The 12,946-nt window shown below is 71.7% G+C and carries 13 protein-coding genes and 2 pseudogenes; 8 read left to right on the top strand and 7 right to left on the bottom strand.

The features are described 5' to 3' along the window. Positions 1–28: 28 nt before the first annotated feature. From AB0J97_RS27140 to AB0J97_RS27150, 3 genes are all read left to right on the top strand, one after another. On the top strand, positions 29–352 hold the full coding sequence (locus tag AB0J97_RS27140; protein WP_364093157.1) for a hypothetical protein: 324 nt from the start codon (positions 29–31) through the stop codon (positions 350–352). A 171-nt stretch (positions 353–523) separates the two neighbouring features. Continuing rightward, positions 524–1,210 carry an ATP-binding cassette domain-containing protein gene (locus AB0J97_RS27145; protein ID WP_364093160.1) on the top strand — a complete coding sequence of 229 codons (687 nt, stop codon included), beginning with the start codon at positions 524–526 and terminating at the stop codon, positions 1,208–1,210. Further along, on the top strand, positions 1,207–1,956 hold the full coding sequence (locus AB0J97_RS27150; RefSeq protein ID WP_364093163.1) for a hypothetical protein: 750 nt from the start codon (positions 1,207–1,209) through the stop codon (positions 1,954–1,956). The genes AB0J97_RS27145 and AB0J97_RS27150 overlap by 4 nt, the downstream gene beginning before the upstream one ends. Here AB0J97_RS27150 and AB0J97_RS27155 read toward each other — a convergent pair. Then, on the bottom strand, positions 1,896–2,900 hold the full coding sequence (locus tag AB0J97_RS27155) for a helix-turn-helix domain-containing protein (protein ID WP_364093166.1): 1,005 nt from the start codon (positions 2,898–2,900) through the stop codon (positions 1,896–1,898). The two genes, AB0J97_RS27150 and AB0J97_RS27155, sit on opposite strands and share 61 nt — an antisense overlap. A gap of 70 nt (positions 2,901–2,970) precedes the next feature. On the opposite strand from AB0J97_RS27155, the gene AB0J97_RS27160 reads away from it, so the two are divergent. Continuing rightward, a complete protein-coding gene (locus AB0J97_RS27160) occupies positions 2,971–3,927 on the top strand; it encodes an NADP-dependent oxidoreductase (RefSeq protein WP_364093168.1) in 957 nt (318 codons plus the stop codon). A gap of 60 nt (positions 3,928–3,987) precedes the next feature. Here AB0J97_RS27160 and AB0J97_RS27165 read toward each other — a convergent pair whose 3' ends face one another. Together AB0J97_RS27165 and AB0J97_RS27170 are read right to left on the bottom strand one after the other, a co-directional pair. Further along, on the bottom strand, positions 3,988–5,304 hold the full coding sequence (locus AB0J97_RS27165) for a hypothetical protein (protein WP_364093171.1): 1,317 nt from the start codon (positions 5,302–5,304) through the stop codon (positions 3,988–3,990). 65 nt (positions 5,305–5,369) lie between these two features. Beyond that, complete coding sequence (locus AB0J97_RS27170; RefSeq protein WP_364093174.1) at positions 5,370–6,311, bottom strand: MBL fold metallo-hydrolase; 942 nt, start codon at positions 6,309–6,311, stop codon at positions 5,370–5,372. A gap of 75 nt (positions 6,312–6,386) precedes the next feature. Between AB0J97_RS27170 and AB0J97_RS27175 the strand changes: the two genes are divergently transcribed. Continuing rightward, a complete protein-coding gene (locus tag AB0J97_RS27175; RefSeq protein WP_364093177.1) occupies positions 6,387–7,058 on the top strand; it encodes a TetR/AcrR family transcriptional regulator in 672 nt (223 codons plus the stop codon). A gap of 40 nt (positions 7,059–7,098) precedes the next feature. Here the strand turns inward: AB0J97_RS27175 and AB0J97_RS27180 are convergent, their stop codons facing one another. Further along, a complete protein-coding gene (locus tag AB0J97_RS27180) occupies positions 7,099–7,488 on the bottom strand; it encodes a hypothetical protein (RefSeq protein ID WP_364093180.1) in 390 nt (129 codons plus the stop codon). Here AB0J97_RS27180 and AB0J97_RS27185 point away from each other — a divergent pair. Together AB0J97_RS27185 and AB0J97_RS27190 are read left to right on the top strand one after the other, a co-directional pair. Then, positions 7,487–7,629, top strand: a pseudogene (locus tag AB0J97_RS27185) (aminoglycoside phosphotransferase); the annotation flags it as partial. The gene AB0J97_RS27180 and the pseudogene AB0J97_RS27185 overlap by 2 nt on opposite strands. Positions 7,630–7,686: 57 nt before the next feature. Next, a pseudogene (locus AB0J97_RS27190) lies at positions 7,687–7,992 on the top strand (phosphotransferase); the annotation flags it as partial. A gap of 128 nt (positions 7,993–8,120) precedes the next feature. Here AB0J97_RS27190 and AB0J97_RS27195 read toward each other — a convergent pair. Next, positions 8,121–8,597 (bottom strand): DUF6326 family protein, encoded by a 477-nt coding sequence (locus tag AB0J97_RS27195; protein WP_364093183.1) that lies wholly within the window; start codon positions 8,595–8,597, stop codon positions 8,121–8,123. Positions 8,598–9,001: 404 nt separating this feature from the next. Between AB0J97_RS27195 and AB0J97_RS27200 the strand changes: the two genes are divergently transcribed. Then, entirely contained in the window at positions 9,002–9,652 is a 651-nt protein-coding gene (locus AB0J97_RS27200; RefSeq protein WP_364093187.1) for a TetR/AcrR family transcriptional regulator C-terminal domain-containing protein, read from the top strand. A gap of 282 nt (positions 9,653–9,934) precedes the next feature. Here the strand turns inward: AB0J97_RS27200 and AB0J97_RS27205 are convergent, their stop codons facing one another. Together AB0J97_RS27205 and AB0J97_RS27210 are read right to left on the bottom strand one after the other, a co-directional pair. After that, positions 9,935–11,140, bottom strand: a complete 1,206-nt coding sequence (locus AB0J97_RS27205; RefSeq protein WP_364093190.1) for a DUF6461 domain-containing protein — start codon at positions 11,138–11,140, stop codon at positions 9,935–9,937. Between the two features lie 68 nt (positions 11,141–11,208). Next, entirely contained in the window at positions 11,209–12,822 is a 1,614-nt protein-coding gene (locus tag AB0J97_RS27210; protein ID WP_364093193.1) for a thiamine pyrophosphate-dependent enzyme, read from the bottom strand. Between the last annotated feature and the right edge of the window lie 124 nt (positions 12,823–12,946).

The following is a 12,946-nucleotide window of genomic DNA, read 5'->3' on the forward strand; positions in this document are numbered from 1 at the left end:
CCAGCGCCCTGCGGGTCTCCTCCAGGCCGTGTTCATGTCGAGCCCGGTACGGTACGACACGCCCGGCATGCCGACGATGATCAGTGTGGTCAACGCCATCGCGACGCGTGGTCTGGTCCGGAAGGGCGCGGCGAAGGCCGTCACGAAGCAGAAGCCGACCCCGCTGTACGGCTCGACCAGGTGCATGACCAGGCCGCCGGCCACGGTGGTCAGCAACAGCCAGGCGTTGCGCCGCGTGGACCGCCCGGCCAGCGCCCACACACACGCGGCCAGAGGGGCCGCCGCCAGCGGCAGGACGAGCAGGGCCGCGGCCGCGGTCGGGCGGGTGAGCACCAGGAAGACCGGGCCGTAGGCGAGGTAGACCAGGAGCAGCGCGATGAGAAGGCGGATCACCGGGCGGCGGGGGAGGACCACGAGTTCACGCTAGCCGCCCGCGTGGCCGCGGTCATCGGCCCACGGGTGGAGTCGGGTTCCACCCGTGCTCCCAAGCGTCCGCCGGGGCCGTTGCCGGAGGCTGGCGACCATGACAGTCATCCGCGTCGAGCACGTCAGCAAGTCGTACGGGAAGGTCGCCGCCGTCGACGACCTGTCCTTCGAGACTCCCCCCGGCGCCGTCACCGCCTTCCTCGGGCCCAATGGGGCGGGCAAGACGACCACACTGCGCATGATCCTGGGCCTGGTCACCCCCGACTCGGGCCGCGCGACCGTCGGCGGCCGGCCGTACCGCGACCTCGACCAGCCGCTCCGGCAGGTCGGCGCGGTGCTGGAGGCCACCGGCTTCCATCCCGGTCTCACCGCGCAGGCGCACCTGAGGGCCGTCGCCGTCGCGGCGGGGCTCGACGAGGCGCGGGTCGGGCAGGTGCTCGAACTCGTCGACCTCGCGCAGGCCGGGCCCAGAAGGGTGCGCGGGTTCTCACTGGGCATGCGGCAGCGGCTCGCCCTGGCCACCGCGCTGCTCGGCGAACCCGGGCTGCTCGTCCTGGACGAGCCGGCCAACGGGCTCGACCCGGCCGGCATCCGGTGGTTGCGCGGGTTCCTGCGGGCGTACGCCATGGACGGCAACAGCGTGCTGCTCTCCAGCCACGTGCTGGTCGAGGTCGAGCAGATCGCCGACCACGTGGTGATCGTCGCGGCCGGCCGCCTGCGGTGGAGCGGTCCGCTCAGGACCGGGGCCGGCCTGGAGGAGCTCTACCTGGAGGTGACCGGATGACCCCCCTCGGCCCGCCGGCCGGCGGCAGGACGGCGCGGCTCGTCCGCGCGGAGCTGTCGAGGGCCCGCGCGAACCGTGCCACCTGGGTCCTCGCCGCGATCGCCCCCGCGTTCTGCGTGTCGTGGGCGGCCCTCGTCGCCATGTCGTCACCGGCCCCGCCGCCGGGGAACGTCTACGGCATGGCCCAGCAGGCCTACGTCTTCACCCTGATCCTGGGCGTGCTGGGCATGTCCGGCGAGTTCCGGCATCAGACCATCGGCTGGTCCTTCCTCGTCACACCACGCAGAGGGGCCGTGGTGACGGCGAAGCTGCTGGCCTACGGCCTGCTCGGCCTGGCGGTGGCCGTGGTGTCGGCGCTGACCACGCTCGCGGCGGGCGCGGCGCTGCTGGCCGTCAGGGGACTGCCGGTGACGGGCCCCGACGTGCTGCCGTCCCTCGCGGGCGGGGTGCTCGCCACGGCCGGGTACGCGGTGTTCGGGGTCGCGCTGGCCGTGCTGATCAGGAACCAGCTCGCCGCCGTCGTCCTGGCGGCCCTGATCTTCCTGTACGGCGACTACCTCCTGACCTGGCTGGCTCCCGGCGTCTATCCCTGGCTTCCGACGGGGGCGGCCAGGGCGCTCGGCGGCCTGCGACCGGACACCGCGGACCTGCTGCCCGCCTGGGGCGGGGGGTTGTTGTTCGCCGGCTACGTGGCGGTCGTCGTCCTGGTCGCCGGGCTCGTCACGCTCCGGCGCGACGTCACCTGAGCCGGCGCGGCGGCGGCCCGGAAGGTGTGGCGGTACGCCTGCGGCGAGACCCCGATCGCGGCGTGCAGATGCTGACGCAAAGACGCGGCGGTGGCGAATCCCACCTGGTGGGCGACCAGTTCGACGGGCAGGTCGCTGGACTCCAGGAGCTCCCGTGCCCGGCCGACCCGCTGCTGGGTCAGCCACCGCCCCGGACTGATCCCGGCCTCGTCCTGGAAGCGGCGGGCGAACGTGCGCAGGCTCATCCGGGCGTGTGCGGCGAGGTCGGTCAGCGTCAGCGGTTCGGCCAGCCGTTCGAGCGCCCATTCCCGCGTCGCGGAGGTCCCCGCCGCGGACGGCTCGGGCACGGGCTGTTCGATGTACTGCGCCTGACCGCCGTCCCGCCACGGCGGCACGACGCACCGGCGCGCGACGTGGTTGGCCAGCCGGCTGCCGTGGTCCTTGCGTATGAGGTGCAGGCAGACGTCCACACCCGACACGGCGCCGGCCGAGGTGAGGATGTCGCCGTCGTCGACGAAGAGCACCTCCGCGTCGAGGGTCACCCGGGGGAACAACGCGCTGAACCGGGCCGCCTGGTTCCAGTGCGTCGTGACCCGGCGGCCGTCGAGCAGCCCCGCCGCCGCGAGCGCGAACGCGCCGGTGCAGATGGACACGACCCGGGCGCCCGCCGGGATCAGCCGGAAGGCGTCCGCCACCTGAGGGGGCAGCCGCGCCGAGTCGGGAGCCGACGCGTACGGCGGGACGACCACCGTGTCCGCCGTGGCCAGGAGCTCCGGACCGTGCTGGGTGCTGATCGTGAAGTCCGCGCTCGTGCGCACGGCATGGCCCTCGACCGCGCAGGTGAGCACCTCGTAGAGGTCGGGCGCGGTGCCGAAGACCCGCTGCGGGATGCCGAGCTCGAACGGATAGACCCCGTCGAGCGCCAGGACGACCACACGATGCATGGCATGATCCTATCGACGAATGACATTTCTGCCACTCCCGGCGGACGGCCGGACCCAGCAGGCTGAGCGCATGAACGACATCACCACCATGCGTGCCGTCAGCCAGGACGTCGTCGGCGGCCCCGAGGTGCTCAAGGAGATCCGGCTGCCGCGTCCGGCGGCCCGGGCGGGCGAGATTCTGGTGCGGGTACGCGCCACCGGCGTCAACCCGACCGACTGGAAACACCGCGCCATCCCCGGCCTCATGCTCGGCGAGCCGCCGTTCGTCCTCGGCTGGGACGTCTCCGGGGTGGTCGAGGCCACCGGCCTCGGGGTCACCCTCTTCAAGCCGGGTGACGAGGTGTTCGGCATGCTGCCGTACCCGCACGGAGCCGGTTCGCACGCCGAATACGTCACCGGCCCCGCGCGCGCCTTCGCGCCCAAGCCCGCGGCCGTCGACCACGTGCAGGCCGGCGCTTTGCCGCTGGCCGCCCTCACCGCCTGGCAGGCCCTCGTGGACACCGCGCGCGTCGAGGCCGGGTGGCGGGTGCTGGTCCACGCGGCCGCCGGCGGGGTCGGCCACCTCGCCGTGCAGATCGCCAAGGCCCGCGGGGCGTACGTGATCGGCACCGCCGGCGCCCCCAACCACGACTTCCTGCGCGCCCTGGGCGCCGACGAGGTCCACGACTACCGCACCACGGACCTCGCCGAGGCCGTCCGCGACGCCGACGTCGTCCTGGACGCCCAGGGCAGCGATCACGCCATGGGCTCTCTGCGCAGCCTGCGCGCGGGCGGTCTCCTGGTCTCCCTGCGCCTCGACGACGGCACCCGGGCGCTCGCCCGGGAAGCGGCCCGCCTCGGCGTGCGGGCGGAGGTCATGCTGGTGCAGGACGACCACGCCGGGATGCTGGCCATCGCCCGGCTCGTGGCCGACGGCCGGTTGCGCGCGGAGATCGCCGGCACCTTCGAACTGGCGGACGCGGCGAAGGCCCACGCACTCGGCGAGACCGGCCACACCAGGGGGAAACTGGTCCTCACCGTGCAGTAGCCCCGCGCGACCTGCTCCGGCGCGGCTCCACGGAGGTCGACCCTGGTGGACGGCGCGACGTCAGGTATGAACGGTGAATCCCCCGAACCCGCCGAAGTCGCCGCCGCCCGGGTAAGTCGGGTAGCTGCCGCCCGAGGACGTCGAGGAGGAACGCTGCGGGGCCGACCTGGCCCGCTCCTCCTCCCATTCGGCGTGTCGCGCGCGGTCCCGTTCGAGTTCGGCGGGGTCGCTCAGGTCCTTGACGTCAAGCCTGAACCAGTCGTCGACCAGGGCGAAAAGCGACGGAGAAGGCGCAGGGGCCATCGGCAGCCCCCGGGGGGTCGTGCCGGAAGGCGGCAGCCGCGCGGTGATGGCCGCCAGCTCCCCGTCGGCGGCGTGGACCGAGTCCGGATGCCAGTCCACCCGGTGCAGGTCGCGGCGTTTCTCCTTCGCCGCTTCGATGACGTGCTGAAGGCTCACCGGTCGGCCGGTCGGGGCGGGACCCGCCTCGTCCGTTCGTGCGATGCGGAACTCGTCCGGTCCGGAGGGCGTCAGATACCACGCCTCCCGCTGCTGCCACCTGAACAGCCGGGAGAACTGCGCACCCATCCGCAGATGCGTTCTCGACGTCTCCTCGATCTGGGCGCGCACCTCGTCGTGCACCGGCCGGTACCGGTCGGAGGCGCGTGCCAGACGGTCATGCCCGTCCATCAGCGTCGACCGCCATCGCTCGAAGCGTCTCCGCGTCCGCCGGGACGACAGTGCGATGCGATGGCCGTAGTCGCACCATGCGTGGCTGACCTGCCTGACCACCTCGTTGAGTTCGGTGAGGTATACGACGGCGGCCTCCTGCCACCGGTCGAGATCGCCCTGGTCCGCCGCCAGATGGGTGACGCCCGACCGCTCGACCAGCAACGGTCGATGGTGGGACGACTCCGGTGTGAGGAGGGTGGGCGCCGGTTCGGGGCCGTCCGATCCGGGACGCACCGGCACGCGCAGGAGCAGGTCCGCGTTCCACCCGAGTTCCACCTTCTCGGCGGAGGCGACGTACAGGTCGCACAATGTCGACTGTCGCGTCTCGAAAATCGGCGGGAACCATTCCGGCGACGGGCGGCAGTGCCACACGAACGTGGACGGCACCTGCCACCGCGTGTCGAAGATGGAGATGTGCTCGGAAGCGTTCGAGGGGTCCCGTTCCGTCAGATGGACTTCCTGGCTCTCGTAAAGGGCGACGGGGGCGTGCGGGTCCACCGCTCTCTGCGACGTGGAGCACGCGAAGAGCGGCTCCTCGTACGGCGTGCGCTGCTGGAACGGCAACAACCACATGACCCGCGCGTCCTGCTCACCTTGCTCCCGCGCGATGGACAACTCGTGGATCCGGCGTCGCTCTTTCCGCATGTCCCGTATCCCTCCTGACCGCGTGCCGACGGAGAAGCCGCCAGATCGAATGATGCCGCGGCCGTTCAGGCCGTGTGTATACCCGCGTAGAAGGCGCGGGCGGCCAGGGTGATCCACTCGGGGCGTTCCCAGGTGGTCCAGCGGGCGCGGGCCTGTTCGCCGATCTTCGCGGCCGTCTCGTCGGCGGAGAGTCCGGCCGCGTGCAACCGTGAAGCCTCCGCGTACACGTAGTCGAGGTAGTCGCGGACGTCGCGGATCAGGGAGACGCCGGCCACCTCCCCATGGCCGGGCACGACGACCTCGGGGCCGCGGGTGATCAGATCGTCGAGCACGCCGATCCATCCGGGGCCGTCCACGTCCACGTCGTACGGCGGGAAGTACGGCGCGATCGGGAAGATGCGGGTCTCCATCAGGTCGCCGCCGAACAACACCCGGTCGTCGATGACGACGACCTGGTCGGAGCCCGTGTGCGCCGGCCCGACCGCCAGCAGCGTCGCCGTGCGCCCACCCAGGTCGATCTCGGCCTGACCTTCGTAGACCAGGTCGGGATCGACGAGTTCCACGCCTTCGAGCTCGGCCGCCGCGGCGGCGCTCAGCCCCTTGAACATCTCGACATAGGCGGCGCCCTTGCGGTGCAGCTCCGCGCGCTGGGAGGCGTTGTAGACGATCGTCGCGGCACCCTTGAACGCCTGCGCCCCGAACCCGTGCTCGGGGTGGAAGTGCGTGACGGTCAGGTACAGGCGCCGGTCGCCCGCCAGGCGCCGGGCCTGCTCCAGGACGTGGGCGCCGTTGCGGCGGCCCATGCCGGTGTCGATGACCAGCGCGGAGTGCTCGCCCACGACGATGCCGACGTTCGGGACGAGCTCGACGCGGTTGTCGGGGATGACGTACACGCCGTCGGACACCTCGACGGGCTCGCCGCGCACGATCGGCGGCGGGCTGGTCCGGACGTCGGGAAGGTCGCTCAGGTCGGGGGACGCGTTCGGCGTCACATCGGCGGGGCACATGATCCGGCTCCAATCTGAACAGTGTTGAGATGCTGGCGAGCGTAGCAGAGATCTGATCAGTGTTAAGATCGGGCGATGGCGAAAGGGCGATACCACCACGGCGACCTGCGCAGCGCGCTGCTGGACGCCGCCGAGGCTCTCGTACGCGAGCGCGGCGTCGACGGCTGGTCCCTGCGCGAGGCCTCGGCCCGCGTCGGCGTCAGCCCCAGCGCCGCCTACCACCACTTCGCCTCGCGCGACACGCTGGTGCGCGCCCTGTCCGAGCGCACGCTCGCCTGGCTCGGGGAGCGCCTGCGGCACGACTGCGAACGAGCGCCCGGCCAGGCCGACGACCCGCAGCGGCGGCTGATCGCCCTGGGGCGCGGCTATGTGAGCTGGTCGCTCGACGACCCGGCCGTCGCCCGGCTCGTGCTGCGCGGCGCCGCCACCGCCCCCGACTCCGCCATCTCCCCCCACCCGCACGACGTCCTCACCGCGGAGCTCGACCGGCTCGCCGACGCCGGCGGCCTGCCGGGGGCCGCCCGCGAGGGGGCGGAGTTCGTGGTGTGGGCCGCGCTGCACGGGCTGGCCGTGCTGCTGGCCGACGGCCTGATCCACTTCGACGACCCGCACGCGGTCGAGCTCCAGACCGGGCGCGTGGTCCGTGCCACGCTCAACGGCCTGGCCCAGGAGGCGTCGCACCCGGCGGACCGCCCCGCGGCCCGCTCGGCTCACACCGAGCGCCTGGCCCGCCGTCCTCGCGGCTGACCCCCCTCAAAGGGGTACGCCTTTCGGACCGGGGATCCGTTCAGGCCAGGTGGGCCGGGTCGGCTTCGATCGCGGCCGCCTTCCCGTCCAGGTGCCAGCCCTTCACGTACGCCGCGGCGAAGGCGTCCTCGCCCAGCGCGGCCCGCCCTCGCCGAGTGAGCTCGCGAACCTGCCGATCGGTGCGGTCGTGGCCGCCGCGCAGCCGGGACGCGGCGCCGAGCAGGACGGCCGACTCGTGGTGCCGTCCGCGCGCCTCGGCGTACGCGGCGGCGTTCACCGCCACCAGCGACAGGATCGGCAGGTCCCGGGTCTCCGACGCCGCCGCGTACGCCTTCTCCAGCGCCTTCTCCGCGCCGGCCAGGTCGCCCGTCTCCAGGCAGAGCGAGGCCCGTGCGCTGCCGACCAGCGTCCGGCTAGGGTTGCTCCGCATGACGCACCACGAGGTCGAGATCAGCGCGGAGCTGGTGCGGGAGCTGCTGCGTGACCAGCATCCCGACCTGGCCGGTTCTCCGGTGCGGCTCGGCGCGCGGGGCTGGGACAACCAGCTCTGGCGGCTCGGCGACGACCTCGCCGTCCGGTTGCCCTGGGCGACGCGGGACGCGGACGCGCTGCTGCGCAAGGAGCATGCCTGGCTGCCCGGCCTCGCCCCGCGGCTCCCGCTGCCGGTTCCCGTCCCCCAGCGCCTCGGGGAGCCGTCGCCGCGGTATCCGCGTCCCTGGATCGTCACCACCTGGGTGCCGGGCGAGCCCGCCGACCGCGCCCCCGTCACGCGCGCCGCGGCGGCCGCCGACGCCCTGGCCGCCTTCCTGTCGGCGCTGCACCGGCCGTTCGCGCCGTCTGGGACGACGCCGTCGCCGCGCCCGACTGGGCAGGCCCGGCGCTCTGGCTCCACGGCGACCTGCATCCGGCCAACGTCCTCACCGCGGACGGCACCATCTGCGGCGTGATCGACTTCGGCGACCTGTCCGCCGGCGATCCGGCCTGCGAGCTCGGGCAAGGCCACCTGGGGCCCACCCGCTCACGCGGCACTACGACGCCTGATCGATGGCCTCTGACGGACGCCTACTGTCGAAGGTCGGTCGTGGCGGGACCGGCTGGGACGGCGGTGGTTCGAGGCCAGGTCCAGGCGGAGCGCAGGATGAAGGCCAGGAGCAGCACCTCGATTCCGATGGAGAGGCCGTAGAAGGGGGCCCAGTCCCAGGACTCCCCTACCGCGTTGAACACCGAGTAGGGGATGTAGAGCGATGCGACGACGAGGTTCGTGGCGCGGTTCACCCGGGCGGGCAGCGTCATGGAGAGCATCACCATCAGGGCCGGGATCGCCACGGACGCGAGCATCATGGTCAACAACGTCGGGCTGGTGTCGAACTCGAAGATGACGCCGGCACGGAGGTTGTCGATGACGCCGGGCTTGTGGAGGTGGAAGTAGTCGACGTAGATGTAGAGGAACATGAAGCTGGTCCATGCGGCGGCGAGCTTGGCGTGCACGGGGACCGGCCGGTTGTCGAGCAGGGTCGGGGTTTTCGTTCGGGTGGTCATCGGTTCTTCTTCCGAGAGGAGCGGTCCCTCCGCCGGACTGGCGGCGGGGATGTACCGAGGCCGCGCCCACCTGGACGAGCACATCGCCTCGACCGGGCAGTGGTAGCCCGGACCTCGGACGACTCGATCGCTGAGGGCAGGCCGTAACGGTGCTGGTCGGCGGCCCGCATCGTCGTCGCCCCGGCCGGACTCGCCTCCGGCGCCAGGCGTGCTCCGGCGCTCGATCGCCGATCGATTCCCACAGAAGCCCCCTCACGTCCGAGCGACGACCCTGGCTGGTTCGTACACCGTACGTCGTACGCTGTACTACGAGTAGTACGCTGTACCATGACCGTGCGATGGACGATTGTCAAGCCGTTCGAGCGAGCGAGAGGAGACCCGTGTCTGCCAGGGAACAACGCCCGGTGGCGTCAGACGCGGCGCTGAGCAGGCAACGGGTGGTGGTCGAGGCGGTCCGGCTCGCAGACCGCGAGGGGGTCGACGGGCTGAGCATGCGCCGGCTGGCCGGCGCGCTCGGCGCGGGCGCGATGTCGCTCTACTACTACGTGGCGAACAAGGAAGAGTTGCTGGACGCCATGATCGACGTCGTGTTCGAGGAGATCGAGCTCCCGCCCGAAGAGACCGACTGGCAGTCCGCGATGCGATGTCGGGCGGTATCCACCCGACAGGTTCTCGCCCGCCACCCATGGGCGATCGGCCTGATGGAGTCGCGGACATCGCCGGGGCCCGCGAACCTCCGCCACCGCGAAGCGGTCACCGCCTGCCTGCGGAAGGCCGGCTTCCCGGTCTTGATGGCGACGCACGCCAACTGGTTGCTCGACAGCTATGTCTACGGTTTCGCCCTGCAGGAAGCCAGCCTGCCGTTCGACACCGCCGATGAGTTCGCCGACATGGCCGAGGACGTCTACCTGCCCCAGCTTCCTCCTGACGAGTTCCCCTACCTCAACGAGTCCGCCGCGGTGCTCGCCGCTGCCGGCTACGACCCGGCGGAGGAGTTCACCTTCGGCCTCGACCTCGTCCTGGCCGCCCTCGAGTCCCTGAGAGTGCCTACGTGAGCTATTTGTAACTGTGCGCTGCGGGAGATCGTCGACGCGATCCGCCACCAGGGACGAACCGTGGTCGTACTGGACACCCAAAGCGTCCACGTCGCGGCTGGCGTCCCCGCCACCACGACCGGCCGGGACGTCGCCAAGAAGGTGCCGGGACGCAAGCGAGGCCTGGCCGTAAGCGTGACCAAGCGCCGGTCGACCACCTCCGGGCAACGACGAAAAGGGCGTCAGCTCACGTAACGTGACAACCTCGGGCTACGACGTCTGCCACGCGTCCCGTGGTCGGTGCTACGCCGAGGCGGCCCGCAGCGTCGTGGCGACGGCCGTCGCGTGGTCGCGGTCGGCCAGGGGCTGACCGCCGTGGACCAAGGGGAAGTGGGTGCCGTACGCGGCCCCCCTGGCGTCGGGGGAGAGGGTATGGCGTACCGACATCGCCGCCTGCCAGCGCGGCCGGATCGCCTCCCGCTCCGCTTCGCCCGGACGGTGATGCCACCGGCAGCTCGGGCAGGCCGGCATGCCGGTCTTGTTGTCGAAGGAGAAGATGTTGCGCCGCTCGGCCGTCGAGGCGTGCGGTAACGCGGAGGGGCCGGTCATCCACTCGCCGGTGGCCTCGTCGATCGGGTGGCCGGTCAGCTCCGACTCGTAACCGCGGATGAACTCGGCGAGCGGGGAGTCGCGCCCGATCGGCCCCGTTTCGCCCCGCTCGGCCGCAGCCAGCGCGGCGGCGAGCACCGGCTGGTCGGCCACGCCGGCCAGCTCGCACTGGCGGCGGGCCTCGGCGACCGCGGCCCGCCGCTGGAGGTCGGGAGAGGCAAGGTCGATGGCCTCGGCGAGCTTCCGGTTGCAGGCCCGCAGAGCGTGCCGGGCGAGGGGGTCGCCTCGCGGAGGGTCGTTGGGCGGTGGGTCGGTGATGACGCCGCCCAGGAGTGACCCGTCCAGTAACGCGGGGGTGAACAACACTCCGGTGATACGACTTGCCAGGGCGAGGGCCGCGGGAACGGAGCCGGACAGGTACTGGAACTCGTCAGCCGGTTCGGGTTCCAGGCCCAGCTCGCGCAGGTCCTCGTTCAGCGCGTCGGGGTGGCTGCCCCAGCGCTCCTGGGGTGTCTGCGGGCGGAAGGCGGTCCGAATCCGTCCGTCCGCGGCGTGCTGGAAGTCGTGCGATGCCGCGTAGTCGTGGCGCATGACGGAGACGGCCTCACCTCCGTCGCGGGTCAGCTCGCGCAGTGTCGCCGGACGGGTTCCCGCCCAGCCGTCGTACTCGAAGGCGATGATCCAGTCGCCGGCCCGGGTCACCAGCACCATGTCGCAGCAGCCCTCGTTCACCGCCGTGCGCTCGCCGACCTCGTCATCGTCCACGACATGGATGTTGGCGTCGGCGACGCCGAACCGCCGGAGCGTCTCGCGCTCGTCCGGGCCGTGGACGAAGGTGACGGTGTAGATCTCATACCAGTCGTTCTCCCACGCGTAGTCCGCGGGCATGATCCTGCGCATCGCTCTCCTCCTCCGCGATCACGGTGAGTGTGGCAGGCGGCCCCGACAATCGTGCGGGGAGCGGTGCTTCAGGGCAGCACTGCGGGCAGGCCGCGTGAGTTGACCTTCGCGACGATCAGTGCCGGAGCGCCGGACGACGTCTTCACCGCGGCGAGGGCCTGGTCGAGCTCTGCCGCGGTGTCCACGGAGTACGTGGCCTGAACGCCGAGGGACTTGGCGAACGTGACGAAGTCCCATGGGTTGAGCAGGACGTAGGGCTTCGGCGTCACGTTCGGGTCGGTGAAGAAGTCCGAGTCGATGAGGTACTGCTCCAGGCCGTAGATGCCGTTGTCGATGATCACCACGACGGGGTTGCGGTCGTAGCGTACGAACGTGGACAGTGCCTGGGCGGTCATGTGGAAGCCCCCGTCACCGCAGATGATCAGGGGACGCCTGCTCGACCCGAAGGACGCGCCGACGGCGGCGGCCACGGAATGGCCGATGGAGGCCCACACGGCGCTGGTCAGGAACCCGTCGCGGCCCTTGACCGGCAGGCTCGCCGCCGAGGCGCCGCCGAGGAAGGTGTCGGGCATCGCCAGCCATGAGGCGTCCAGGGCGGCACCGACGCGGTCGAACACCTGGGCGTAGGTCAGCGGGCCGGTGGCGACGGGCGGGGACGGGTCGACGGCCGCGGGGACGGGGACCGGCGCCTCCTTCGCCGCCTCCGCCACGAGGGCGGTCACCAGGGCGGTGATGTCGGCGTTCTGCTTGCTCCCGTTCTTGATCTTCACCTTGCCGTCGTAGGCGGTGATGATGTGGCCGGTGTTGTCCCGGATGAACGTGGCGTAGCTGCTGGGGAAGACGCAGCCGAGCATCACGATCAGGTCCGCGTTCCGGACCTCGGGGGGCTGGCAGTTCGGCGGGGCGAAGACTCCGACCCAGCCGGCGTCCTGCTCGGACAGCACCGACTTGGCCAGCACCTGGGCCGACCAGCGGACACCGAGCTTGGTGATCAGGGCGGCGACCTTGTCGGCCAGTCCGTAACGCTGGACCTCGGTGCCCAGCAGGAGCACGGGTTTCGTGGCGGCGCGAACGAGCCCCACGATCGTGGCGGCGAGCTGCTGCTCGGTGCCCGCCGCCGGATTGGTGACGGGCAACGCCCCGGAAGGGGGCGAACAGGCCGCCGTCCAGATGGTCCGATCGATCTCGATGTAGACCGGCCGCTTCTTCCTGACCGCCGTCGAGATCGCGGTGTCGACCAGGGCGGGCACGTCGGCGGCCTGCCCGGCGCGGGCGGCGCTCGCGGTGACCAGCCGGTAGGCGTTGAGGTCTCCGTCGGGCTGGCCGGTCGAGTGCGAGAACAGGACATCCAAGTTCTTCAGGTTGGCCAGGTTCGCGGCGCTCGGGCCGCCGTTCACGACGACGACCGGGCTGCGCTCGACGAACGCGCCGGCGATGGCGTTGATCATGCTGAGCATACCGACGCCGTTGGCCACCGCGGCGGCGCCGAGGCCCTTCGTACGCGCGTAACCGTCGGCCGCGTAGCCCGCTTCGAGGTCGGTGGCGGTCACGACCGGCGTGATGTGGTGGGCGCCCACCGCGTCGAACAGCGGGGCGCCGTAGGCGGCGGGCACACCGAACAGGGTGTCGACCTGTTGCTGGCTCAGCCGCTCAAGGATGTAGTCGGCAACGGTGAAGGGCACGATGACGCTCCTGGGCATGCCCGCCGTACGGCAGATCGGTCGGAAGGGACAGGCGCGGATCGTCCGGCCGCTTGGGACGCCTACCCGCGCAGCCGGCCGGGCGAACGTGGCTTGACCTTACTCA

The sequence above is a fragment of the Nonomuraea sp. NPDC049607 genome (genome assembly GCF_040675375.1).
Taxonomy (GTDB): Bacteria; Actinomycetota; Actinomycetes; order Streptosporangiales; family Streptosporangiaceae; genus Nonomuraea.

Coding starts and splice junctions, on each gene's coding strand:
- AB0J97_RS27150 (WP_364093163.1), top strand. CDS start 1,207: ATGACCCCCCTCGGCCCGCCGGCCGGCGGCAGGACGGCGCGGCTCGTC.
- AB0J97_RS27195 (WP_364093183.1), bottom strand. CDS start 8,597: ATGACCACCCGAACGAAAACCCCGACCCTGCTCGACAACCGGCCGGTC.
- AB0J97_RS27170 (WP_364093174.1), bottom strand. CDS start 6,311: ATGTGCCCCGCCGATGTGACGCCGAACGCGTCCCCCGACCTGAGCGAC.
- AB0J97_RS27205 (WP_364093190.1), bottom strand. CDS start 11,140: ATGCGCAGGATCATGCCCGCGGACTACGCGTGGGAGAACGACTGGTAT.
- AB0J97_RS27145 (WP_364093160.1), top strand. CDS start 524: ATGACAGTCATCCGCGTCGAGCACGTCAGCAAGTCGTACGGGAAGGTC.
- AB0J97_RS27175 (WP_364093177.1), top strand. CDS start 6,387: ATGGCGAAAGGGCGATACCACCACGGCGACCTGCGCAGCGCGCTGCTG.
- AB0J97_RS27155 (WP_364093166.1), bottom strand. CDS start 2,900: ATGCATCGTGTGGTCGTCCTGGCGCTCGACGGGGTCTATCCGTTCGAG.
- AB0J97_RS27165 (WP_364093171.1), bottom strand. CDS start 5,304: ATGCGGAAAGAGCGACGCCGGATCCACGAGTTGTCCATCGCGCGGGAG.
- AB0J97_RS27160 (WP_364093168.1), top strand. CDS start 2,971: ATGAACGACATCACCACCATGCGTGCCGTCAGCCAGGACGTCGTCGGC.
- AB0J97_RS27180 (WP_364093180.1), bottom strand. CDS start 7,488: ATGCGGAGCAACCCTAGCCGGACGCTGGTCGGCAGCGCACGGGCCTCG.